At 69.5% G+C, this 22,438-nt stretch carries 14 protein-coding genes, 3 tRNA genes and 2 CRISPR repeat arrays; of the genes, 13 read left to right on the forward strand and 4 right to left on the reverse strand.

Annotated features, from left to right (window positions below; translation table 11 throughout):
* Positions 1 to 69 precede the first annotated feature (69 nt).
* Entirely contained in the window at positions 70 to 1,152 is a 1,083-nt protein-coding gene (locus ABT170_RS00160; protein WP_329943431.1) for an RNA polymerase sigma factor, read from the forward strand.
* An 86-nt stretch (positions 1,153 to 1,238) separates the two neighbouring features.
* Here ABT170_RS00160 and ABT170_RS00165 read toward each other — a convergent pair whose 3' ends face one another.
* From ABT170_RS00165 to ABT170_RS00180, 4 genes are all read right to left on the reverse strand, one after another.
* Positions 1,239 to 3,164 carry an ABC transporter ATP-binding protein gene (locus ABT170_RS00165; RefSeq protein ID WP_351863137.1) on the reverse strand — a complete coding sequence of 642 codons (1,926 nt, stop codon included), beginning with the start codon at positions 3,162 to 3,164 and terminating at the stop codon, positions 1,239 to 1,241.
* Positions 3,164 to 4,897: an ABC transporter ATP-binding protein gene (locus ABT170_RS00170; RefSeq protein WP_351863139.1), complete on the reverse strand. Its 1,734-nt coding sequence runs from the start codon at positions 4,895 to 4,897 to the stop codon at positions 3,164 to 3,166. Before ABT170_RS00170 ends, ABT170_RS00165 begins: the two co-directional genes overlap by 1 nt.
* Positions 4,898 to 5,177: 280 nt before the next feature.
* Positions 5,178 to 6,623 carry an FGGY family carbohydrate kinase gene (locus tag ABT170_RS00175; protein WP_329943428.1) on the reverse strand — a complete coding sequence of 482 codons (1,446 nt, stop codon included), beginning with the start codon at positions 6,621 to 6,623 and terminating at the stop codon, positions 5,178 to 5,180.
* Positions 6,624 to 6,711: 88 nt separating this feature from the next.
* The gene (locus tag ABT170_RS00180; RefSeq protein WP_329943427.1) at positions 6,712 to 7,017 is read right to left on the reverse strand and encodes a YtxH domain-containing protein; all 306 of its coding nucleotides are present in this window, start codon (positions 7,015 to 7,017) and stop codon (positions 6,712 to 6,714) included.
* Positions 7,018 to 7,198: 181 nt separating this feature from the next.
* Between ABT170_RS00180 and ABT170_RS00185 the strand changes: the two genes are divergently transcribed.
* From ABT170_RS00185 to ABT170_RS00240, 12 genes are all read left to right on the forward strand, one after another.
* Positions 7,199 to 7,271, forward strand: a tRNA-Asn gene (locus ABT170_RS00185).
* A gap of 5 nt (positions 7,272 to 7,276) precedes the next feature.
* Positions 7,277 to 7,349, forward strand: a tRNA-Asn gene (locus tag ABT170_RS00190).
* Positions 7,350 to 7,571: 222 nt separating this feature from the next.
* Positions 7,572 to 7,645 (forward strand) — tRNA-Ile (locus ABT170_RS00195).
* Positions 7,646 to 8,359: 714 nt separating this feature from the next.
* Positions 8,360 to 9,061: a CRISPR direct-repeat array (repeat unit 29 nt; unit sequence GTCGACCCCGCGCCTGCGGGGATGGTCCG).
* 195 nt (positions 9,062 to 9,256) lie between these two features.
* The gene (gene cas3 / locus ABT170_RS00200; protein ID WP_351863142.1) at positions 9,257 to 12,154 is read left to right on the forward strand and encodes a CRISPR-associated helicase Cas3'; all 2,898 of its coding nucleotides are present in this window, start codon (positions 9,257 to 9,259) and stop codon (positions 12,152 to 12,154) included.
* 335 nt (positions 12,155 to 12,489) lie between these two features.
* A complete protein-coding gene (gene casA / locus ABT170_RS00205) occupies positions 12,490 to 14,196 on the forward strand; it encodes a type I-E CRISPR-associated protein Cse1/CasA (RefSeq protein WP_351863144.1) in 1,707 nt (568 codons plus the stop codon).
* Positions 14,197 to 14,320: 124 nt separating this feature from the next.
* Positions 14,321 to 14,926 carry a type I-E CRISPR-associated protein Cse2/CasB gene (gene casB, locus ABT170_RS00210; protein WP_351863146.1) on the forward strand — a complete coding sequence of 202 codons (606 nt, stop codon included), beginning with the start codon at positions 14,321 to 14,323 and terminating at the stop codon, positions 14,924 to 14,926.
* Positions 14,927 to 15,160: 234 nt separating this feature from the next.
* Complete coding sequence (gene cas7e, locus ABT170_RS00215; protein WP_351863148.1) at positions 15,161 to 16,315, forward strand: type I-E CRISPR-associated protein Cas7/Cse4/CasC; 1,155 nt, start codon at positions 15,161 to 15,163, stop codon at positions 16,313 to 16,315.
* Positions 16,312 to 17,109, forward strand: a complete 798-nt coding sequence (cas5e, locus tag ABT170_RS00220) for a type I-E CRISPR-associated protein Cas5/CasD (protein WP_351863150.1) — start codon at positions 16,312 to 16,314, stop codon at positions 17,107 to 17,109. The genes cas7e and cas5e overlap by 4 nt, the downstream gene beginning before the upstream one ends.
* 5 nt (positions 17,110 to 17,114) lie before the next feature.
* Positions 17,115 to 17,867 (forward strand): type I-E CRISPR-associated protein Cas6/Cse3/CasE, encoded by a 753-nt coding sequence (cas6e, locus tag ABT170_RS00225; RefSeq protein ID WP_351863152.1) that lies wholly within the window; start codon positions 17,115 to 17,117, stop codon positions 17,865 to 17,867.
* A 6-nt stretch (positions 17,868 to 17,873) separates the two neighbouring features.
* The gene (gene cas1e, locus ABT170_RS00230) at positions 17,874 to 18,881 is read left to right on the forward strand and encodes a type I-E CRISPR-associated endonuclease Cas1e (protein ID WP_351863154.1); all 1,008 of its coding nucleotides are present in this window, start codon (positions 17,874 to 17,876) and stop codon (positions 18,879 to 18,881) included.
* Positions 18,878 to 19,186 carry a type I-E CRISPR-associated endoribonuclease Cas2e gene (gene cas2e / locus ABT170_RS00235; protein ID WP_351863156.1) on the forward strand — a complete coding sequence of 103 codons (309 nt, stop codon included), beginning with the start codon at positions 18,878 to 18,880 and terminating at the stop codon, positions 19,184 to 19,186. Before cas1e ends, cas2e begins: the two co-directional genes overlap by 4 nt.
* 18 nt (positions 19,187 to 19,204) lie before the next feature.
* Positions 19,205 to 20,882: a CRISPR direct-repeat array (repeat unit 29 nt; unit sequence GTCGACCCCGCGCCTGCGGGGATGGTCCG).
* Positions 20,883 to 21,114: 232 nt separating this feature from the next.
* Positions 21,115 to 22,392 (forward strand): MFS transporter, encoded by a 1,278-nt coding sequence (locus ABT170_RS00240; RefSeq protein WP_351863157.1) that lies wholly within the window; start codon positions 21,115 to 21,117, stop codon positions 22,390 to 22,392.
* Positions 22,393 to 22,438 lie beyond the last annotated feature (46 nt).

Below are 22,438 nucleotides of genomic sequence, written 5' to 3' on the forward strand. Positions count from 1 at the left end.
CGCGATCGGTCCACCGAGGGCGGACCTCCATCCCCGCAATCCGGCAGCGATCACCTGGAGGTCGCCCCCGTGCAGACCCGGACCGTGACGACGACCGAGCATGTCCCGGCCATTCCCGCGCAGAACCGGGCCGTGCACCACCCGGAGACCGCGGTGGACCCGCCGCCGGAGCCCGAAGCGGTCATGGAGGAGTCGACGTTTCCCGGGCCCCCGGAGCCGCACAGCAGACCGGAAACGGGCGGCCCGTCCTCCGATCTCTTCCGGCAGTATCTGCGCGAGATCGGCCGGATCCCCCTGCTCACCGCCGCCGACGAGGTGGACCTCGCCCGCCGCGTGGAAGCCGGGCTCTTCGCCGAGGAACGGCTCGCGAGCACCCCGGACCCCGACTCCCGGCTCGCCGTCGACCTGGACCGGCTGGTCGTCATGGGCCGGATGGCCAAGCGCCGGCTCATCGAGGCGAACCTGCGCCTCGTCGTCTCCGTCGCCAAGAGGTACGTGGGCCGCGGGCTGACGATGCTCGACCTCGTGCAGGAGGGGAACCTCGGGCTGATCAGGGCGGTCGAGAAGTTCGACTACGCCCGGGGCTACAAGTTCTCCACGTACGCGACCTGGTGGATCCGCCAGGCCATGTCCCGCGCGCTGGCCGACCAGGCGCGCACCATCCGCGTCCCGGTCCATGTCGTCGAGCTCATCAACCGCGTCGTCCGGGTCCAGCGCCGGATGCTCCAGGAACGCGGCTGTGAGCCGACCGCCGAAGAGGTGGCCGCCGAGCTCGATCTGACCCCGGAACGGGTGAGCGAGGTCCTGCGCCTGGCCCAGGAGCCCGTCTCGCTGCACGCGCCGGTCGGTGAGGAGGACGACGTCTCCTTCGGCGATCTGATCGAGGACGGCGACGCGGCCTCCCCGGTCGAGTCCGCCGCCTTCCTGCTGCTGCGCGAACATCTGGAGGCGGTGCTCTCCACCCTCGGCGAGCGGGAACGCAAGGTGGTGCAGCTGCGCTACGGGCTGGCCGACGGGCGGCCCCGCACCCTGGAGGAGATCGGCCGGATCTTCGGGGTGACCCGTGAACGCATCCGCCAGATCGAGTCCAAGACCCTCAGCAAACTGCGGGACCACGCGTTCGCCGACCAGCTCCGCGGCTACCTCGACTGAGCGCACCGCGAGCCCCGGGCCGACCGCCCCCTGCCCCCGCCCCGTACCCGTACGGAGCGGGCCGGGGCAGGAGACAGGAGGGGAGGTCAGTCCACCTCGGCGAGCGCCTGCGCGAACTGGGCCGCGTACAGCCGGGCATAGGCGCCCTTGGCCGCCAGCAGCTCGTCGTGCGAGCCCTGTTCGACGATCGAGCCGTTCTCCATCACCAGGATGACGTCGGCATCCCGGATCGTGGAGAGCCGGTGCGCGATGACGAAGCTGGTCCGGCCGTGCGCGAGGCGCGCCATCGCCTTCTGGATCAGCACCTCGGTACGGGTGTCGACCGAGCTGGTCGCCTCGTCGAGCACCAGGATCACCGGGTCGGACAGGAACGCCCGCGCGATGGTGATCAGCTGCTTCTCGCCCGCGCTGACCCCGGAGCCCTCGTCGTCGATCACCGTGTCGTAACCGTCCGGCAGGGTACGGATGAAGCGGTCGGCGTGCGCCGCCTTCGCCGCCGCCTCGATCTCCTCCCGGCCGACCTCGCGCGAAGCGCCGTACGCGATGTTGTCCGCGATCGAGCCGCCGAACAGCCAGGTGTCCTGGAGGACCATGCCGATCCCGGACCGCAGGTCGGCGCGCGACATCTTCGCCACATCGACCCCGTCGAGGGTGATCCGGCCGCCCGTCACCTCGTAGAACCGCATCAGCAGATTGACCAGGGTCGTCTTGCCGGCGCCTGTCGGCCCGACGATCGCCACGGTCTGGCCCGGTTCGACGCTCAGCGACAGATCCTCGATGAGGGGCTTCTCCGGGTCGTAGCGGAAGGACACCTTCTCCAGCGAGATGCTGCCGCGCAGCTCGTCGGGGCGCTCACCGTTCTCCGGGTCCGCCCCCTGCTCCTCCGCGTCCAGCAGCTCGAAGATCCGCTCGGCCGACGCGACCCCCGACTGGACCAGGTTCGCCATCGAGGCGACCTGGGTCAGCGGCATCGAGAACTGCCGGGAGTACTGGATGAACGCCTGCACATCACCGATCGACAGCGCACCGGAGGCGACCCGCAGTCCGCCGACGACGGCGACGAGCACATAGTTCAGGTTCGACACGAACATCATCAGCGGCTGCATGATCCCGCTGTTGAACTGCGCCTTGAAGCCCGCCTCGTACAGCGCCTCGTTCTGCTCGGCGAAGTCCTTCGCGGACTCCTCCTGCCGCCCGAACACCTTCACCAGGGTGTGCCCGGTGTACATCTCCTCGATGTGGGCGTTGAGCTTGCCCGTCACCTTCCACTGCTCCACGAACTGCGGCTGCGAACGCTTGCCCACCCGCATGGCCACGAACACCGACAGCGGGATCGTCGCCAGCGCGACCAGCGCCAGCAGCGGCGAGATCCAGAACATCATGATCAGTACGCCGACGATGGTCAGCAGGGAGTTGATGAGCTGCCCCATCGTCTGCTGCATCGTCTGCGAGATGTTGTCGATGTCGTTCGTCGCCCGGCTGAGCACCTCGCCGCGCTTGGCGCGGTCGAAGTACGACAGCGGCAGCCGCGCCATCTTCGTCTGGAGGTCCTCGCGCAGCTGGAACACGATCCGGTTGATCACCCGGATCGAGATCCGGGTGGACACCAACATCAGCAGCCCGGCGCCGACATAGATCACCAGCGCGATCAGCAGGACGTTCCCCACGGCGCCGAAGTCGATGCCGTGACCCGGGGTGAAGTCCACCCCGGACAGCATGTCGGCCAGCCCACCGCTGCCCTTGTCGCGCAGGCCCTCGATGGCCTGCTCCTTGGTGGTGCCCTCCGGCATCCCCCGGCCGACCACACCCGCGAAGATCAGGTCGGTCGCCATACCGAGGATCTTCGGACCGACCACCGAGAGCGCCACGCTCAGCACCCCGGCGGCCAGCATCAGATACAGCGAGGACTTCTCCCGGCTGAACCTCTTCAGCAGCCGCTTCCCGGACCCCTTGAAGTCCATGGACCGCTCGGTGGGCGCTCCGGCCATCATTCGTCCGCCCGGCCCGGCCATTACGCGGCCTCCGCTTCCGTCAGCTGGGAGAGCACGATCTCCCGGTACGTTTCATTGCCGTCCATCAGTTCGCCGTGAGTGCCCGACCCCACGACCCGGCCCTCGTCGAGCACCAGGATCCGGTCGGCGTCACGGATCGTGGCCACCCGCTGCGCCACGATCACCACCGTCGCCTCGGCCGTTTCCCGGGACAGCGCCGCGCGCAGCGCCGCGTCCGTCGCGTAGTCCAGCGCCGAGAACGAGTCGTCGAAGAGATAGATCTCCGGCTGCTGCACAAGCGTCCGGGCGATCGCCAGACGCTGCCGCTGCCCACCGGAGACATTGGTGCCGCCCTGCGCGATCGGCGCGTTCAGCCCGTGCTCCAGCCGCTCCACGAACTCCTTGGCCTGCGCCACCTCCAGCGCGTGCCACAGCTCCTCGTCGGTCGCGTCCGGATTCCCGTACCGCAGATTCGTCGCGACCGTCCCCGAGAACAGGTACGGCCTCTGCGGCACCAGGCTCACGGTCTTCGCCAGCAGCACCGGGTCCAGCGTCCGCACGTCCGCGCCGTCGACCAGCACCTCGCCGTCCGTCACGTCGAACAGCCGCGGTACGAGCCCGAGCAGCGTCGACTTCCCGCTGCCCGTCGACCCGATGATCGCGGTCGTCTCACCGGGGCGCGCCACCAGGTCCACGGCCCGCAGCACCGGCTCCTCGGCACCCGGGTAGCGGAACTCCGCGCCCCGCACCTCCAGATGACCGTGCCTGCGCAGCTCCGTGACCGGGGCGAGCGGCGGCACGACGCTCGAATCGGTCTCCAGGACCTCCTGGATGCGTTCGGCACAGACCTCGGCGCGCGGCACCATCATGAACATGAAGGTGGCCATCATCACGGACATCACGATCTGCATCAGATAGGCGAGGAACGCGGTCAGCGCGCCGATCTGCATCCCGCCGCTGTCGATGCGGTGCGCCCCGAACCAGACCACGGCGATGGACGACAGGTTCACCACCGTCATCACGGTCGGGAACATGAACGCCATGAGCCGGCCGGTCGAGACCGAGACATCGGTCAGCTCGGTGTTCGCCCCCCGGAAGCGCTCCTCCTCGTACTCGTCCCGGACGAAGGCGCGGATCACGCGGTTGCCGGTGATCTGCTCGCGCAGCACCTGGTTCACCGTGTCCAGCCGCTCCTGCATCGTGCGGAACAGAGGCCGCATCTTCTTCACGATGAGGCTCACCGAGATGCCGAGCACCGGCACCACGGCCAGCAGCACCGCGGACAGCGGAACGTCCTGGCCGAGCGCCATGATGATGCCGCCGATACACATGATCGGGGCCGACACCATCAGCGTGAACGCCATCAGCACCAGCATCTGTACCTGCTGGACGTCATTGGTCGTACGAGTGATCAGCGAGGGCGCACCGAAGCGCCCGACCTCCCGCGCCGAGAACGCCTGCACCCGGTCGAAGATCGACGCCCGGACATCACGCCCGAGCGCGGACGCGGTGCGCGCGCCGTAGTAGACGGCGCCGACGTTGCAGACCACCTGGACGACGCTGACGGCGATCATGAGACCGCCGAACTCCAGGATGTAGCCCGTGTCCCCCTTCACGACACCGTTGTCGATGATGTCGGCGTTGAGGCTGGGCAGGTAGAGGCTGGCACAGGTCTGCAGCAGCTGGAGGAACACCAGTAGCGCGATGGGTTTTCTGTACGGGCCGAGATAGGTCCGCAGGATTTTTATGAGCACGCGTGTCTCTCGGGTCGGCGGAGGGCAGAGGTCGCCCCATTTTCCGGTACGCCGTACGCAGACCGCGAACGCTTTTCCTCAAGCCCAGGTCAAAACCCGATCGCCCCGCGACCGCACTACGACCGCCCCGCGACCACAGTTCGACCGAGTCGCGACCGCACTCCGACCGAGTCGCGACCGCACTCCGATCACACCGTGTCCGGGCTCCCGGAGGCGGCGCGGTGCCAGGAGCCGCCGGGAAGCGCCCGGAGGCACCCCTGGCGGGCCGCCGCCGCTCGCCTCAGCCCCCGGCTCCGAACGCCCCGGGATGAATCTGATCGCGCGTCGCCTCGTACTGCTGACGCACCGCCCGGCCCGCGGCCAGTTCCTCGCCGGGCTCCAGCACCTGCGCCGCGGCGCCCTGCCAGGCCGGGGGAGTACGCGGATCGAGCGTCCCCTGCGAGACCCCGAGCGCCCACGCCGCCTGCCGCGCCGCACCGAGGGCCGCGTACTCGGCGGGCTGCGGTACGACGACCTGCGTACCGAACACCGCGGGCGCCAGCGCCTGCACGGCCGGCAGCTCGGCGGCGGCACCCAGCAGGAACACCCGCCGCACCTCCACACCGCGTCCGCGCAGCACGTCGAGCGCGTCGGCCAGCGAGCACAGCATCCCCTCGAAGGCGGCCCGTGCCAGATGCTCCGGCTTCATCGACTCACGCCGCAGCCCGCAGAGCGTCCCCGCGGTGTGCGGCAGCTGGGGGGTGCGCTCGCCCTCCAGATACGGCAGCAGCACCAGCCCCGAGGCCCCGGGCGTCGACTTCAACGCGAGCGAGGACAGCTCCTCCAGCCCCTCCAGACCCAGCATCTCGGCGGTCCCGCGCAGCGCGCGCACCGCGTTCGAGGTGTGCACCACCGGCAGGTGCATCCCGGTGGCATCGGCGAACGAGGTGATCATCCCGGTCGGATCGGCCAGCGCCTCGTGGTGCACCGCCATCACGGACCCGGAGGCCCCCAGCGACACCACCGCATCGCCCACCGCGACCCCGAGCCCGAACGCCGCCGCCATCGTCTCGCCGGTGCCCGCCGAGATCAGCAGCCCCTCCGGCGTCGTCCCGGCGCAGTCGGCGGGACCGAGCACCTCGGGCAGCGCCGCCTGATGTCCCAGCGCCAGCTCCACCAGGTCGGGCCGGTAGGAGCCGGTCCCCGCCGACCAGTAGCCGGTACCGGAGGCCGCTCCCCGGTCGGTGGTCCGCCGGGCCGGCCGTCCCAGCAGCTGCCACACCAGCCAGTCGTGCGGCTGCATGACGGCCGTGACGCGCTGCGCGTTCTCCGGCTCGGTCCGCGCCAGCCAGCGCAGCTTCGCCACCGGCTGCGCCGCCTGCGGTACGGCCCCGACGGCCTCGGCCCAGGCCTGCCGCCCGCCGAGCCCGTCGATCAGATCGGCCGCGGCGACCTGCGCCCGCCGGTCATTGCCGAGCAGCGCCGGACGTACGAGATTGCCCTGGTGGTCCAGGGGGACGAGCCCGTGCTGCTGCGCGGACACACCGATGGCCTGCACACCTTCGAGCAGCCCGGCGGAGGCCGCCTCACCGAGTGAGAGCAGCCACGCCTGCGGGTCGACCTCGGAGGCCTTGGCCTCGACCGGATGCGCGGCGTACCCCTGCCGCAGCACGGCGCCCGTGTCCGTGTCGCAGACGACGATGTGAGTGAAGGCGGAAGAACTGTCCAAGCCGGCGACTATGCCCATACACAGATTCTGCCGCACCCCCGTGCCGTCCCCGCAACCGGCACCGGCGGGGCCCGACCGGCACCGACCCGTACCGGCATCCGGGACCTCAGGTGTTGGTGGTGCCCCAGTCGTCCTCCGCGCCGTTCAGACTGCTGCGCTCCCTCAACGACCGCACCCGGTCGGCCACCGAAGCGGGCACCCTGTCCCCGACCTTCTCGCTCACCGAGTGGTACGCCTTGCCCGCGAAGTCCCGCCCGCTGCTCGCCGCGGACTCGGCGGCGTTGCGCACGGCGGGGTTCTCGGCGAACTGACGTGCGGACTTCTTCAACTGCTCATAACGCTCGCGCCCGGCTCGCGTGCCGAGCACGTAACCGAGGGCCAGTCCGGCGATGAACGTGAGCCGGTACCGCATGGCTGCCACCCTTCCTTCACTCCGTGCGACGTGTGCAGGCCGCCTACCCGTACGCACCCGAGATCACCCCGAGCGATACCGATTGGCGGAGCACCCCCCTGCTTGCGCTAATGTATGTGTCGCAGCGAACGCGCGCCGCCCGGCAGCCGCCAGGTAGGTACGATTCGAGGCAACGCAGCAATCCCCTGTAGCTCAATTGGCAGAGCAGCCGGCTGTTAACCGGCAGGTTACTGGTTCGAGTCCAGTCGGGGGAGCGCGATCCCCTGTAGCTCAATTGGCAGAGCATTCGGCTGTTAACCGGAGGGTTACTGGTTCGAGTCCAGTCGGGGGAGCGGAACGGAAGAGGACCCTGCGGGGTCCTTTTTCGTATGCCCGCACCCGGTCCTCGCCGGCCGGGCCGTGACACTTTCGGGTCTGCTTCGCCTCACCCGGAACCAGGCAGCACGCAGCGAAGTCCTCATGGTCAGGCGAAGTCGACCATCCGAAGCGAGAGATCGTATGACCGGCTATGCTGCGGCAGACGGTGCGCACACTTGTACGCGCCACGCCGAAACGGGGCGGTAGCTCAGCCGGTTAGAGCAGCGGACTCATAATCCGTCGGCCGTGGGTTCGAGTCCCACCCGCCCCACCGAGAAACCCCAGGCAGAATCGTTCTGACCTGGGGAAACTCGTTTCCGGGGGTACTTCGTGCCAGGCGGATGCCTCATGAGGTCGAGGCGAACGCGGGTCTTCGTGCGTCGAGGCCGAGCCTTGAACGGCTGTGACCTGGGATGTGTGGCGAGTGACGCGTCTTCCGCAGGAGCGTCGGGGCGCGTCCCATCGTCCTGGGCTTCGGTCCATGAGTTCAGCAGCTGACGTGGCGCTGCCCCGGTCTTCAGGTGGGGGCCCTGTTGATGTGTTCGAACTGTGATCCGGTGGGTGTGTGGTGCCCGCAGTGTGGTCGGCGCACGCGCAGCTGTGGAAGGGACGGGTGGCACGGGACTCGTCCGGGATCGAGCCGCCTGCCCCCGAGTGGGCCGTCCCATGAAGATCGGCAATGGCCGGACGGCGGGATGGGGCCTCGCGACACGGGCGTGCGCCGGTGGTGGAGTGCCGTATCGCATGGTCGACTTGCCGCTCGCACACCACGATGATGTGCCTGTGATTGGTTCTTCTGTCGTTGAGCGTGGTGATCGCGTCCACGTACGGATGGATGGTCTACCGAGGGGTTGCTGGGCACACAGGCGTCTGCGTGACTCCGGCGATCGTCCGGTCGCGGCGAGGAGCGACGGCAGCGGTGTTCGAAGAGGATCACCTAAAGGAAAATGGTGCGTCTCCCGAACATCGCTGCAGGTCAAGAAGTGTCGACCCCGCGCCTGCGGGGATGGTCCCGATGCTGGCCACGACGAAGAGCAGGTAGGCGAGTCGACCCCGCGCCTGCGGGGATGGTCCGGGCCAGTGGGCGCTTCCCGGCGGGCACGTCGAGTCGACCCCGCGCCTGCGGGGATGGTCCGCAGGTAGTGCGGCCGGAGTCCGTCCCGGAACCGTCGACCCCGCGCCTGCGGGGATGGTCCGACAGTGGGCGTCACACCCGAGATGGAAGCTCTGTCGACCCCGCGCCTGCGGGGATGGTCCGGGCTGGTGCGTCGCATCGGTCGCGCTGGGAGTGTCGACCCCGCGCCTGCGGGGATGGTCCGGAGTCGCACCATGGCCCGCCCCACGATGCTTAAGTCGACCCCGCGCCTGCGGGGATGGTCCGCTGGAGACGGCGAGCCCCCAGGTGTCCGTGAGGTCGACCCCGCGCCTGCGGGGATGGTCCTTTCGGCGCCACGGGCATGGGCGGCGTGTCCCTGTCGACCCCGCGCCTGCGGGGATGGTCCGGGTTACTTCGTGCGACAGATCCGCCCACTGGTCGTCGACCCCGCGCCTGCGGGGATGGTCCGCCCCGCCCGGACACCCGGGCGGGGCTTCGTCGGTCGACCCCGCGCCTGCGGGGATGGTCCGCGCGCCCTCTGGACGACGGAGGGGGACGTCGAGTCGACCCCGCGCCTGCGGGGATGGTCCCCTGGCTCTGGACCTGTTCGCCGACCAGGGCGTGTCGACCCGATGGTCCGAAGGCGGGCTGCCGTTCGTCGGTGTTGGTGTGCCTCTTCCGGGCTCGGGGTCTCCGGTTGAGGGGTATCGGTTTCCGCAGGTCAAGCCCTGTTGTCAGTGGTGACCCCTAGGCTCTGGTGCTCGGGAACGAGTGCATGGGGGCGTGATGGATGTACAGCAGCTGAGTGAGCGTTATGAGCCTTCTGTGGTGCATGCGCTGGAGAAGTTATGGGGAAAGTCACGGGAGCGTGCAGGCGGCACCACGAACCTTCTGATGGCGCACCTCCTGGACACTGCCGCAGTTGCGGAGCTGCTGTGGGACGGCTTTCTCGCGCGTTCGACACGTTCGGCGCTGGATGAGATCGCCGGTGGAACAGGGGCGGAGTCGGGGCAGGGGCGGGGGCTTTTCGTCTGGTTGTGCGGGCTCCACGACTGCGGGAAGGCAACACCGGTGCATCAGCGTCTGTGGCCCGAGGGCGCGGAGGTGGTGCGCCGGTCGGGGCTGACCTGGGTTGAGTCGGCTGCTGTGGCGGGGGTGAAGAACAAGAAGCGCTGGCGTCATGACTGGGCCGGAGGGCTGATGGCGCGTGAGCTGCTGGCCTCGGCCGGCTGGGGTCCGGAGCAGGTGGACTGGGTGTGGCCGTTGGTGGCGGGCCACCACGGTGCGTTTCCTACGCTGCGGGACGTTCAGGAGCCCGGGCCGGCGAAGGGACAGCTACGGGGGAGGGGAGCATGGCGCCAGGTTCAGCAGGCGGTCTTGGACGTGTTCACCCGGGAGCTGGGGGTCGGGGGACTCCGCGAGCTACAGCCCGCAGTGGTCCCGTCCAGGGCGCTGCAGTTGCAGCTCAGCGGTCTGGTCGTCATGGCGGACTGGATCGCGAGTGACGAGCGCTACTTCAAGGGCATGGATGACCTGCGGCAGGTAAGCCTGGATGCCTCCCGTGAGAGGGCGGCGTCGGCGTGGAAGGCATTGGGGCTACAGCGGGGCTGGGGCGCCCTCCGCGCCCCGGTGCCCGAAACGTTCCGCGACCGGTTCGGGTACACCCCGCGTCCTTCGCAGGCCATGGTTGTCGAAGCCGCTCGCAGGATGGGCGGTCCGGGGCTGATGGTGATCGAGGCGCCCATGGGGGAGGGCAAGACGGAGGCCGCCCAAGCGGCGACGGAGGTTCTGGCGGCCAGGTTCGGGGCGGACGGTGTTTTCGTGGGGATGCCCACTCAGGCGACCAGCGATCCCATGTTCACCCGTACCCGGCGGTGGGTGGAGGCCATCGACGGAGACCTGGCCTCCCGGGTAGTACTACTGCACGGTAAGAGGGCCTTCAATCGAGAGTGGAAGGCTCTGCTGGGGAACGCGGAGACATCCGTGGACGACGCGTTCCAAGGTGTCGACGAATTCGGGATGGACGACGACCCTTACGGTGTCGAGCCCGAAGTGTGCGGCGAGCAGGAGCGGAAGGCCCCTGCGGACTGGTTTCTCGGGCCGAAGCGTGGGCTCCTGGCCCCGTTCGTCGTCGGTACAGTCGATCAGCTCTTGTACGCGGCCACCCGCACGCGCCATGTGATGCTGCGGATGGCGGGGCTCGCGGGCAAGGTCGTGGTGCTGGACGAAGTCCACGCGTGCGATGTGTACATGAGCCAGTTCCTCGCGGAGGCCCTGCGTTGGCTGGGTCAGGCGGGAGTGCCTGTGGTCGTACTCTCGGCGACGCTCGCCCCCGCTCAGCGGCAGGCGCTGTTCGAGGCGTATCTCGCCGGTGCGGCGTCACGGGAGGAGTTCCGGGCGGACATTCCCGTTCCGCAGGGGTATCCCAGCGTCACGACAGCATGGTTGTCGGTCTCCGGGGAGGCGCAGTTCCATGTGGATGCGACGGGCAGTTGGCGCGAGGACCTCGACGTGGCGGTACGAGTGCTGCCGGAGACGGTGCCCGGGGCGCGCTCCACGCGTGTGGAACGGGAGCGGCTCCAGGCCGAGGCGGATGCCTGCGTGGGCGATCTGCTGGCGAGTGAACTCGTCGACGGAGGTACCGCGCTCGTCATCCGCAACTCCGTTGCGCGGGCGCAGAGTCTCTACGGCGAGCTACGCGGACGGTTCGGCGATGATGAGGTGCGTCTGCTGCACGCCCGTTTCACGGTTGCCCGGCGCGCCGACCTGACGGAGGAGAGCCTGCGACTGCTGGGTCCGAAGACGCCACGGCCCCGGCGCGGACGGCTGATCCTGGTGGCAACTCAGCTCGCCGAACAGTCCTTTGACGTCGACGCCGACATGCTGGTCACGGATCTGGCTCCTGTCGATCTTCTGCTGCAACGCGTCGGACGGCTGCACCGGCATGAAAACACGTGGCGCCCGGACCCGCTACGCGTGCCACAGGTGTTCATCACCGGTTTCGAGCCGCGTACGGGCCGTGCGCCGACGTTCGCGTACGCCGGCGAGATGATCTACGGACGTCATCTGCTGCTGCGGACCGCTGCCGTGCTGCCCGGTACGGGCGAGGTGTGGTCGGTTCCGGGAGACGTACCACGCTTGGTGGAGACGGTGTACGGGGCGGATGAGTCGCTGCTGCCCGAGGAATGGCGGGAGGCCGGCGCGGTCGCGTGTCAGGAGCAGGAGGACCGAGACCGTGCCCGTGCTGCACACGCGCGGCAGTTCCTGCTGACTCCGCACGGTGAGCACGAGCGCCGGACACTGGCGGGTCTGCACTACGGCGGGTCCACCGCGGGCAGCGATGAGGATTCGCTGCAAGCGGCGGTGCGCGACGGTGACGAATCGGTCGAGGTCGTCCTGGTGGTCCAGGACGATCGGGACGCGGTCTTCCGGACATTGGCGGGGCGCGCCTTGAGCGTCAACGGAGATGTGGCACCGGATGTGCTGGACGAGGTGCTGGGATCGGTGGTGCGGCTACCGTCGAAGTTCACGCCATCGGCCTTGGAGTTGGGGCCGTTGCCCGGCTGGCACGGGCATCCGTGGCTGCGCCGGAGTCGTGCCCTGGTGCTCGATGCTTCGCGCGTGGCCCGCCTGGGCGAATTCACCATGTCGTACGACGACGAGTTCGGTCTGCGACAGATCTAGGCGCATGTGGTCCTTTGGGTGCGGCAGTTGGCCCAACGATCCGGGGAGCCCAGGATTGGCGCGAGGCCTGGTGAACCCCGGCCCGGCACGCCCGGCGGCCCGGCACCCCGCGTTGCCCTGCACCCCGCGTTGCCCTGCACCCCGGGTGGCCCGGGGCCGGCGTGATGCCCGAACTGTCATGCAGAAGGAGAAGGGGAATTATCTCCCGTATCCGGGACGCGCGCACCGGATACGAGGTCAATGGCCGGTTTTTTGCACCTTGTTGCGGAGATGGCGCTTGTATGCGTCAGAGTCGCTGTTAGCGTCAAAACAGATAATTCCCTTGAGGGGCAATGATGACCCATGGCTTTTCCCTGACGGACGATCCCTGGCTGCTCTTACCGTCGGCCGCAGGGGGACCCGCACAGGAACGCTCCGTGCGTACGGCGTTGCTGGAGGCGCACGAGTTCGGCGACTTGGTGGCGGAGCTTCCCACGCAGAGACCGGCCGTCTTCCGGCAGGTCCTGCTGCCCGTCATCCTTGACGCCCTGGGCCGCCCGGCCGACGAGCGCGAGTGGATGAGTTGGTTCTCCACCGGGCAGTGGTCGCGGGAGCAGCGTCTGAAGCTTGAGGCGTATCTGGACGCGCACCGCGGGATGTTCGACCTCTTCGATCCGGCGCATCCCTTCGGCCAGGTTGCCGGCCTGTGTACTGCGAAGGGGGATACGAAGAACGCCGGACTGATTGTTGCGACCGCCGCTACTGGCAACAACGTACCGCTGTTCGCTTCGCGTACGGAGGGAGATGCCTTCTCGCTGACTCCGGCGCAGGCGGCGCACTGGCTGCTGCACACGCAGTGCTGGGACACTGCGGCGATCAAAACGGGAGCCGTGGGCGACCCGAAAGCCAAGGCGGGCAAGACCACCGGCAACCCGACGGGCCCGCTCGGGCAGATGGGCGTCACGCTGCTGGTCGGCACAACACTGTTCGAGACACTGCTGCTGAACCTCCCGGCCGGTGCTCCGCCGACGTCGATCGACCTGCCGCAGTGGAAGAGGCGCGAGCCCGCTGATCCACGTTCGGCAGCCACCCCTCAGTGGCAGGTGCGGGTACCCGAGGGGCTCCTGGACCTGTGGACATGGCAGTCCCGTCGGATCCGGCTTTTCCCGGAGGCGACCGATGAAGGACTGAGGGTGACCCGCGTACTGGTCGCTGCGGGGGACCGGATGCCTCATACACCCGAGACCGAGCCGCACACCATGTGGCGCGTGGAGCCGACCGGTGGCCGGAAGCCGGGAGGAAGCAAGGGTGTCACCACGCTGCCGCGCCGTCCGCTGCGCCTCCAACCCGGGAAGGCCGCGTGGCGTGGTCTCGACGCGCTTCTGGCACCCGAGCGACAGTCCCGGGACGCCGGGGAGAAGACGAGCGGATTCGCCACGAGCAAGCTCCTGGACCAGGCCGGCGGCCTGGTGCCTGAACTGGGCAAGGCCTATCCGCTGCGTGTGGAACTCTCCGGTGTCGCGTACGGCAACCAGTCGGCCGTCATCGACGACGTCATGTTCGATGCGTTGCCCCTACCGCTCGCCGCCCTTGAGGTCGACAGCGACGTCCGGTCCGCGCTCATCGAAGTAGCCGAGCAGGCAGAGCAGTTGGCCACGACGGTCAACCAACTCTCGGCAGACCTACGGCGGGCGCTGGGCACCGAACCGATCCCGTGGGACAAGGGGCAGCGCCCCGGTGAACTCGTCCTGCACGCCCTGGACCCCTTGGTACGCCGGTTGTTGGCAGGAATGCGCGGGGTGGACGATCTGGAACGCATCGAAGCCGGTCAGCTCGCCTGGGAAGAGCTTGCCTGGCGCCGGAGCTGGGAGATCGCGGACCGTCTCCTGCAGGCGGTACCTGTAGGAGCATTCGTGGGGAGAAGCATTCCCCAGGGCGAGGGGAAACCGGAGCGTACGTATCGCGTCCCGCTTGCCGAGGCCTCCTTCCTCAAGCGCCGAGCGGAGATCCTCCACCGGGCCGCCGCCGTGCGGCGAAACAACGGCAACCACGACAACGAGTAGGCGACAAGGTGCCTTCCGAGGCGCCGTACGCGCCATGCCCCGGCCGGGGATCCGGCCATGCCTACGGGGCTTCCACGCACGCCCTCGTGCGTCACAGCAACCCTCATCACGTCTGGACACGGGCATGACCGAAGAAGACTTTACGAAGCAGAGAATCTGGCACCGCTACATCGCCGCGGACGGCACCTGGCGCAGCAAGAACGGCAACGCGGCCATGCAGCGCCCGCCCGGGGAGGACCTTGCGGTTCTGCGCCGCGGGTTGGGGCGCCCCGCCGGAACCGTGCTGGAGATGTTCCCGTACTACACCTGTCCGGTCGACGACTTCGCCGCCCGTCTCGGTGAGGTGTCGGCTCAGCAGGAGGCCGAGCACATCGCGCTCGCCCTCTACGGGCTGCACCAGCAGAGCCAGGACAGGCCGATGCACCGTGACGGGGTCGGCCTCGGCAGGGCCGTGCTTGAGCTGCGGCGCCACGACCGTACCAGTGACGAGGCAGTCGACTCGCGCTTCCAACAGGCGTTCTCCGCGACGTCGACATCGGCGCTCCAGCTCCGGCTGCGCGGCCTGGTCACCCAGCTCAAGGACATCAAGCAGCCTCTCGACTACAACCGCCTGGCCTCCGATGTCCACGACTGGCACCGACCCGAGTCCCGCTCCCGCGTGCGCCGCCGCTGGGGACTGGACTACTACGGCTGGACCCAGAGATCGGCATCTGCGCGGCCCAGCCGCTGACACACGGCATTTCGTGCCCCGTCGCCGACCCGCGACATGTGCGTGGCCCCGTCGCTGGCCCAGGACATATCTGCGGCCCCGTCGTCGGCCCGCGACATCTCCGCCGCCGAGCCCCTGACCGGCAGCAAGCCCGGCGTCCGCTCGCAGGCAGATGTCCTCCTTCCGCTTACGCGTATCCGCCCATGACCGGCCGGATGCTGAACACCGCTCACCCACACGACCTGGAGCAATCCGATGACCCAGCGCCTCTACATCGATGTGCACGTCGTCCAGACCGTCCCGCCCGCCAACCTCAACCGAGACGACCAGGGCAACCCCAAGGAAGCCGTCTACGGCGGCGTCCGCCGTTCACGCGTTTCCTCCCAGGCATGGAAGCGTGCGTCCCGGCGGCACTTCGACGCTCAGGCCCCTGAGTCCGACCGCGCCACCCGTACCAAGCGCATCACCAATGAGCTCGCCACCCGGATCTCGCTGACCACCGGCCTGGAGAGCGAGGACGCCGGGCGGATCGCCGCTGCCCTGCTCGCTCAGCTGGGACTGAGCCAGGGCAAGAAGGCCGGAGACACCGCGTACCTGCTCTTCTACGGCAACGCGCAGCTCGACGCCGTGGCCGCCCTCGTATCGGAACGCGCTGCCGACCTCGCGGCCCTGGACGAAAAGGCCCTCACCGAAGCGGTCAGGGAACTGCCCGTCGCCGAGAGCTTCAGGACCGGACACCCGGTGGGCGTCGCGCTGTTCGGCCGTATGGTCGCCGACATCCCCAAGCTCAATGTCGATGCCGCCGTGCAGGTGGCCCACGCGCTCTCCACCCATGAGACGCAGCTCGAGTTCGACTACTTCACGGCCGTAGACGACCAGAACGAACAGGATGAGACGGGCGCCGGAATGATCGGCACCATCGGCTTCAACTCCGCCACCCTCTACCGCTACGCCACCGTCGGGTTCGCCCAGCTCGCCGACAACCTCGGCGGTGACACCGAAGCCGCCCTCGACGCCCTCGACCGGTTCGTCGACAGCTTCGCCCTGTCGGTCCCCACCGGTTACCAGAACTCCTTCGCCCACCGAACCAGGCCCAGCCTCGTCGCTGTCGTCGTGCGCAACGACCAGCCCGTCAACCTGGTCTCCGCCTTCGAGGAGCCCGTTGTGGCGGAAGCAGGCATCCAGGCGAACTCCGCCCGTCGGCTCGCCGAGGAGCACATCACCGCCACAGAGGTATGGGGTGACACCCCTCTCTACGAAGCGGCCAGCCACACGTTCACCACCGGCGAACCCCGCGCCAAGGACACCGCCGAGACGCTCACGCAGGCATTCGGTGAACCCGTGGCCTTCTCCGATCTGCGCACCACCCTGCGTGCTCGGATCACCACCGCGCTGGAGGAGCAGGCGTGACACCCTCCGAGCGCACCGCCGTCCTCCTGCTGCGGCTCGCCGCTCCGCTCCAGTCGTGGGGCGACCGCAGCACGTTCAACCGCCGTGAAACCCGGCCCGAACCCACGAAATCCGGAATCATCGGCCTCCTCGCCGCCGCCGCGGGCCGCTCCCGCTACGCGGCCCTGGACGACCTCGCGGACCTCGGGCTCGGCATCCGTATCGACCAGCCCGGAAGCATCCTGCGCGACTACCACACCGTCAGCGACTACCGCGGCCGTCCACTTCCATCCGCCGCCGTGACCGCGAAGGGCCTGCAGAAGCCCACCTCGCCCGCCAAGCGCACACACATCACCCAGCGCTTCTACCTCCAGGACGCAGTTTTTCTCGCAGCTGTGGAAGGCCCGCAGGAGCTCATCACCACCCTCGGACACGCGGTACGCCACCCCGCTTTCCCGCTCGCCCTCGGCCGCCGATCCTGCGTACCTGCGCAACCCCTGGTCCTCGGCCGGCGCACCGGCTCACTTGAGGACGTGCTGCGTGCGGAGCCCTGGCACGCCGCCCCCGGAGTGCGCAAGAAGTGGGGGCGCGAGAACGGCGATGCCGCCCACATCGACCTTCCCGCCACCCTCGAAGACCCGGCAGGAGAAGAAGTCCGCGACGACGTGCCACTGTCCTTCGCCCCCACGGGCCGGGCTTTCACCACACGCCGTACCCGGCACACCTATCTCGCGGCCCCCACCGGCCTCACACCTGACCCCGCACGGCCCCGGAACGCCCGCGGCCACGACCCCTTCGCCCTCCTGGGCTGGTGATACCTATGCCCTATCTCTCCCGTATCCGCATCAACCCGCTGCGCGCCGGAAGTCGCAAACTCCTCGCCAGCCCTCGCGCCATGCACGCCGCGGTAGAAGGAGGCCTTCCCGGTCTGCCCGAGCAGGAACGCACCCTGTGGCGGCTCGACCCGGACAACCCTCACCGCCCCCAGCTGTTCGTCCTGACCACCAACAAACCGGACTGGACTCATCTGGTGGAACAGGCAGGTTGGCCCGGCGCCGACGGCGAGCACTACGCCGTACGCGACTATGCCCCGCTCCTGCAACAACTGGCACCGGGTCGCAGCTTCGCCTTCCGCCTCACCGCCAACCCGGTCCAGAACACCAACCGGCCCGACAAGCCCACCGAGCGTCAACAGGAACGCATGGACGCTGGTGTCCGGCGCAGCTTCCGTGTCGGACACCGCACAGCCGCAGCCCAGCTCAACTGGTTCCTCACCCGCACCCGGCGCTGGGGTTTCGACATCCCCGCAGCCCCGAACATGGACGGAACCCACGGCGCGGACGGAGAATCACCCCGCGAAATCCGCATCACCACCCGCCTGCGCCGCTCCTTCGGCAAGGGAGCCATCACCGCGAAGGAAGCCCACGTCGTCATGAACGCGGTGACCTTCGAAGGACACCTGCGCATCACCGACCCCGCCCTCCTCACCGAACGCCTCCTGTCCGGCATCGGCCCCTCCAAGGCCTACGGATGTGGCCTGCTCACGCTCGCTCCGCTCACCGAGAGGGTTTGAACACCCGTGTCTGATATCTGGTGGAAGGCCGACCCCCAGGACCTGCACCGCCTCGTCGACCGCGTCTCCAGCGTGTACGTCGAGCGAAGCCACCTGGACCGCGACGAGAACGCTGTCGTCATCATCAACAAGCAGCAGACCGTCCGGGTTCCCGCAGCCATGGTGGCCGTCATGCTCCTCGGCCCCGGCACCCGTGTCACCCACGGCGCCATCCGCCTGCTCGCAGACTCCGGAACCACCGTGTGCTGGGTCGGCGAACAAGGCGTCCGCATGTACGCAGCCGGGCTCGGCCCCAGCCGTGGCGCCGGCCTTCTCCACCGCCAGGCCTGGCTCGTTACACGTCCCAAAGAGCGCCTCGCCGTCGCCCGTGCCATGTACAGCATGCGTTTCCCCGGCGAGGACGTCTCCGCCCTGACCATGCAGCAGCTCCGAGGCCGCGAAGGCACACGTATCCGCAAGTTCTACCGAGCGCAGGCAGACCGCACCGGTGTCACCTGGAACGGCCGCGTCTACAAGGCCGGCGACGCCTTCGCAGCGGGCGACGACCTCAATCGCCTGCTGTCCGCCGCCAACGCCGCCCTGTACGGCATCTGCCACGCAGTCATCGTCGGACTCGGCGCCAGCCCAGGACTCGGTTTCGTCCACACCGGCAAAGCCACCTCCTTCGTCCTGGACATCGCCGACCTCTACAAGGCCGAATACACGATCCCGCTGGCCTTCGACCTTGCCGCACAAGGCCTCACCGAAGAACGCGACGCACGACTCGGCCTCCGTGACCTGATCGCCCGCGACAAACTTCTCGGCCGCGTGGTGACCGACGTCAAGAACCTGCTGACTCCCGAAGGAACAGACTTCGACGACCCCGAAGCCAACCTCCTGTGGGACGAGCACCTCGGCACCGTTCCGGGCGGCACCAACTACGCCGGCCAGGCGGACCTTTCGACACACGGAATGACCGACAACCACATCGCGGTCATCGGCCCCGAAACCAACGACACCGAGCCCACACCATGACTGTCATCATCCTCATCGCAGCTCCGGAAGGTCTCCGCGGACATCTCACCCGCTGGATGGTCGAGGCCAGCGCCGGTGTGTTTGTCGGCAACCCCAACCGTCGAATCCGCGACCGCCTCTGGGAACTCCTGGCCACTCGAATCGGCGACGGCCAGGCAATCCTGATCGAACCAGCCGCCAACGAACAAGGATGGGCCACCCGCACCGCAGGCCGCGACCGCTGGCAGCCCGTCGACTTCGACGGCTTGATCCTCTCGGCCCGCCCCAAGAAGCAACTAAATGAAAACAGCCCCTCTGCCCGGTAAAGCCCCAGCTCAGCAAGTGTCGACCCCGCGCCTGCGGGGATGGTCCGGGCGGCGAGCGATCGGGCCGCCCGGCGGTGCAGTCGACCCCGCGCCTGCGGGGATGGTCCGGCCGACGCGCTGGGAAAGGCCGCCCCCACGGAGTCGACCCCGCGCCTGCGGGGATGGTCCGGTGCCGCCGGTGATGCCGTGGTTCTCGCCACCGTCGACCCCGCGCCTGCGGGGATGGTCCGCCGCGGTGACCCCCGACCACCCCCGGACACCAGTCGACCCCGCGCCTGCGGGGATGGTCCGTCGATGGAGGCGCTTCGGTGCGTGTGGGGCCGGTCGACCCCGCGCCTGCGGGGATGGTCCGAGCGATGGCCAGGAACTCAGCGACGCGACCCGGTCGACCCCGCGCCTGCGGGGATGGTCCGGTGGCGGATGCCCGGCCGCGGGCTCCCTTCGGGTCGACCCCGCGCCTGCGGGGATGGTCCGCACCGGGCCGACGCGTACAACGCCGTCCAGCGGTCGACCCCGCGCCTGCGGGGATGGTCCGTACGGCGAGCGCAAGGGCCGGCGCGACTGCATGTCGACCCCGCGCCTGCGGGGATGGTCCGGCGGTAATTCAGTGTATGAATGGGTCTGTTGGCGTCGACCCCGCGCCTGCGGGGATGGTCCGGGCACGGTCACCGCGACCGTGGAGGGCACGGAGTCGACCCCGCGCCTGCGGGGATGGTCCGGGCCAGCCCCCGGCCTTGTATCCGCCCTGCTCGTCGACCCCGCGCCTGCGGGGATGGTCCTGCCGTTGGTGAGAGCGAGGCCCGACGTCCCAGGTCGACCCCGCGCCTGCGGGGATGGTCCGGCCCGTGGGCCGGAACCATATGGCTCCGGCCCGTCGACCCCGCGCCTGCGGGGATGGTCCGTTCGTCCGCCGGCGGCGCGTCCGGACCGAGCAGTCGACCCCGCGCCTGCGGGGATGGTCCGGGGGGTGGGCGGATTTGGTTGTCCTGGTTGTCGTCGACCCCGCGCCTGCGGGGATGGTCCGCAGCAGCAGGCGGAGGCCGAGAAGGCTGCCGCGTCGACCCCGCGCCTGCGGGGATGGTCCGGGGAGATCCACCACTATGCGCCGCCTGCCCTAGTCGACCCCGCGCCTGCGGGGATGGTCCGTCGGGCCGGACCGTTACCGCGGTCCGACCCGTGTCGACCCCGCGCCTGCGGGGATGGTCCCCAGAACGCGCAGGTCTTCGGCTCGTACTGCGCGTCGACCCCGCGCCTGCGGGGATGGTCCGGCCGAACGCGCCGCGCGCACCCTCACCGCCGGGTCGACCCCGCGCCTGCGGGGATGGTCCGGCGGGCGGCTCCCTGGCCATCCGCCCCGACCAGTCGACCCCGCGCCTGCGGGGATGGTCCGGACGGCCGCAAGGCGGCAGGCGGCGGTAGTGGGTCGACCCCGCGCCTGCGGGGATGGTCCGCGACGCCTTTTCTGTTTCCGTGGCAATGCGGGGTCGACCCCGCGCCTGCGGGGATGGTCCCCCGGCCCGTACGGCACGGCGACCGGTACAACGGTCGACCCCGCGCCTGCGGGGATGGTCCAAGTCTGGGCACCCCTTATGCACATACGTCCGGGTCGACCCCGCGCCTGCGGGGATGGTCCGAAGACGGAGCGGAAGGAAGCCGCCCGGGACCGGTCGACCCCGCGCCTGCGGGGATGGTCCGCGGTCTCGCTACGGTTGGTTCGGACGCGGAGCGTCGACTCGAGCCCGGTGTCCGCCAGGTCGAGACTGGGCCCGTCGACCCCGCGCCTGCGGGGATGGTCCGCACGCCCACGAACCGCCGGCCGAGGCGTAGCCGTCGACCCCGCGCCTGCGGGGGCGAGGCGGACCGGGCCTACGGTGGCCTTGTCGGCGTCTCCCCCTCGTCGGCGGGGGCGGGGGTCGCTACCATCCTTTGTGAACGAAACGACCGAACCACCTGTATCCCGCACACGCATACTCGCCGACCTGACCCCGCTGCGTACCTCGCCCGACTACCGGCGGCTGTGGTTCGGGAACACCGTGTCCTGGGTCGGGCAGGGCATGACGGCGCTGGCCGTGTCGCTCCAGGTCTACGACATCACCGGGTCCGCGTTCTCCGTGGGGCTCATCGGGTTCTGTTCGCTCGTGCCGCTGGTGGTGTTCGGGCTGTACGGCGGGGCCGTGGCCGACACCGTCGACCGGCGCAAGCTCGGTCTGTTCAGCGCCACCGGGTCGTTCCTGCTGTCCCTGGTGCTGGTGGCCGTGGCGGTCGCCGGGGTGGAGCAGGTGGGGCTGCTGTACGCCGTCGTCGCGCTCCAGGCCGTCTGCTTCGCGCTCAACTCACCGGCCCGCAGCTCGATGATCGCCCGGCTGCTCCCGGCGGAGCAGTTGCCCGCGGCCAACGCGCTCAACTCCATGACCAGCACGACCGGGGCGCTCGTCGGGCCCATGCTGGGCGGGCTGATCGTCGGCTGGTGGGGCTACCGGGCCGCGTACACCGTCGACGCCGTCACCTTCACCGCCTCCCTCTACGCGATGTGGCGGCTCCCCTCGATGCTCCCGGAGCGCGCCGAGGACGAGAGCAGGGCCGGAGTGCGGAAGCGGGCCTCCGTGCTCGACGGGCTGCGGTTCCTCGGGACCCGGCCGAACCTGCGGATGACCTTCTTCACCGACCTGTGCGCCATGGTGCTCGCCCATCCGCGGGCGCTTTTCCCGGTCGTCGCCGTCGTCTGGTACGGCGGTGACGCGAAGACCACCGGGCTGCTGGTCGCCGCACCGGCGCTCGGGGCGCTGCTGGGCGGTGTGTTCTCCGGCTGGCTCGGGCGGATCCGGCAGCACGGGCTCGCGGTCATGGTCGCCGTCGCCTGCTGGGGTTCGGCCATCGCCGTCTTCGGGCTGACCCGACAGCTCTGGCTCGGGCTCATCTTCCTCGCGCTCGCCGGGTGCGCCGACACCATCTCCATGGTCTTCCGCAACACCATGCTCCAGGCCGCCGTGCCGGACGAGATGCGCGGGCGCCTCCAGGGCGTCTTCATCGTCGTCGTGGCCGGCGGGCCGCGGCTGGGGGACTTCCTGGCCGGTTCGGTCGCCGATCTGACCTCACCGGCCGTGGCCATCACCGGCGGCGGCATCGCCTGCGTGGTCGCGGTCTCCCTCCTGGCTCTGCGCTGGCGCGGCTTCGCCCGCTACGACGCACGGGACCCACAGCCGTAACGGATGGAGGGGGGCGGGAAGCGGAGGGGAGTTGGGGGAGTGGGAG

The organism is Streptomyces sp. NPDC001787, assembly GCF_040297465.1.
Classification (GTDB): domain Bacteria; phylum Actinomycetota; class Actinomycetes; order Streptomycetales; family Streptomycetaceae; genus Streptomyces.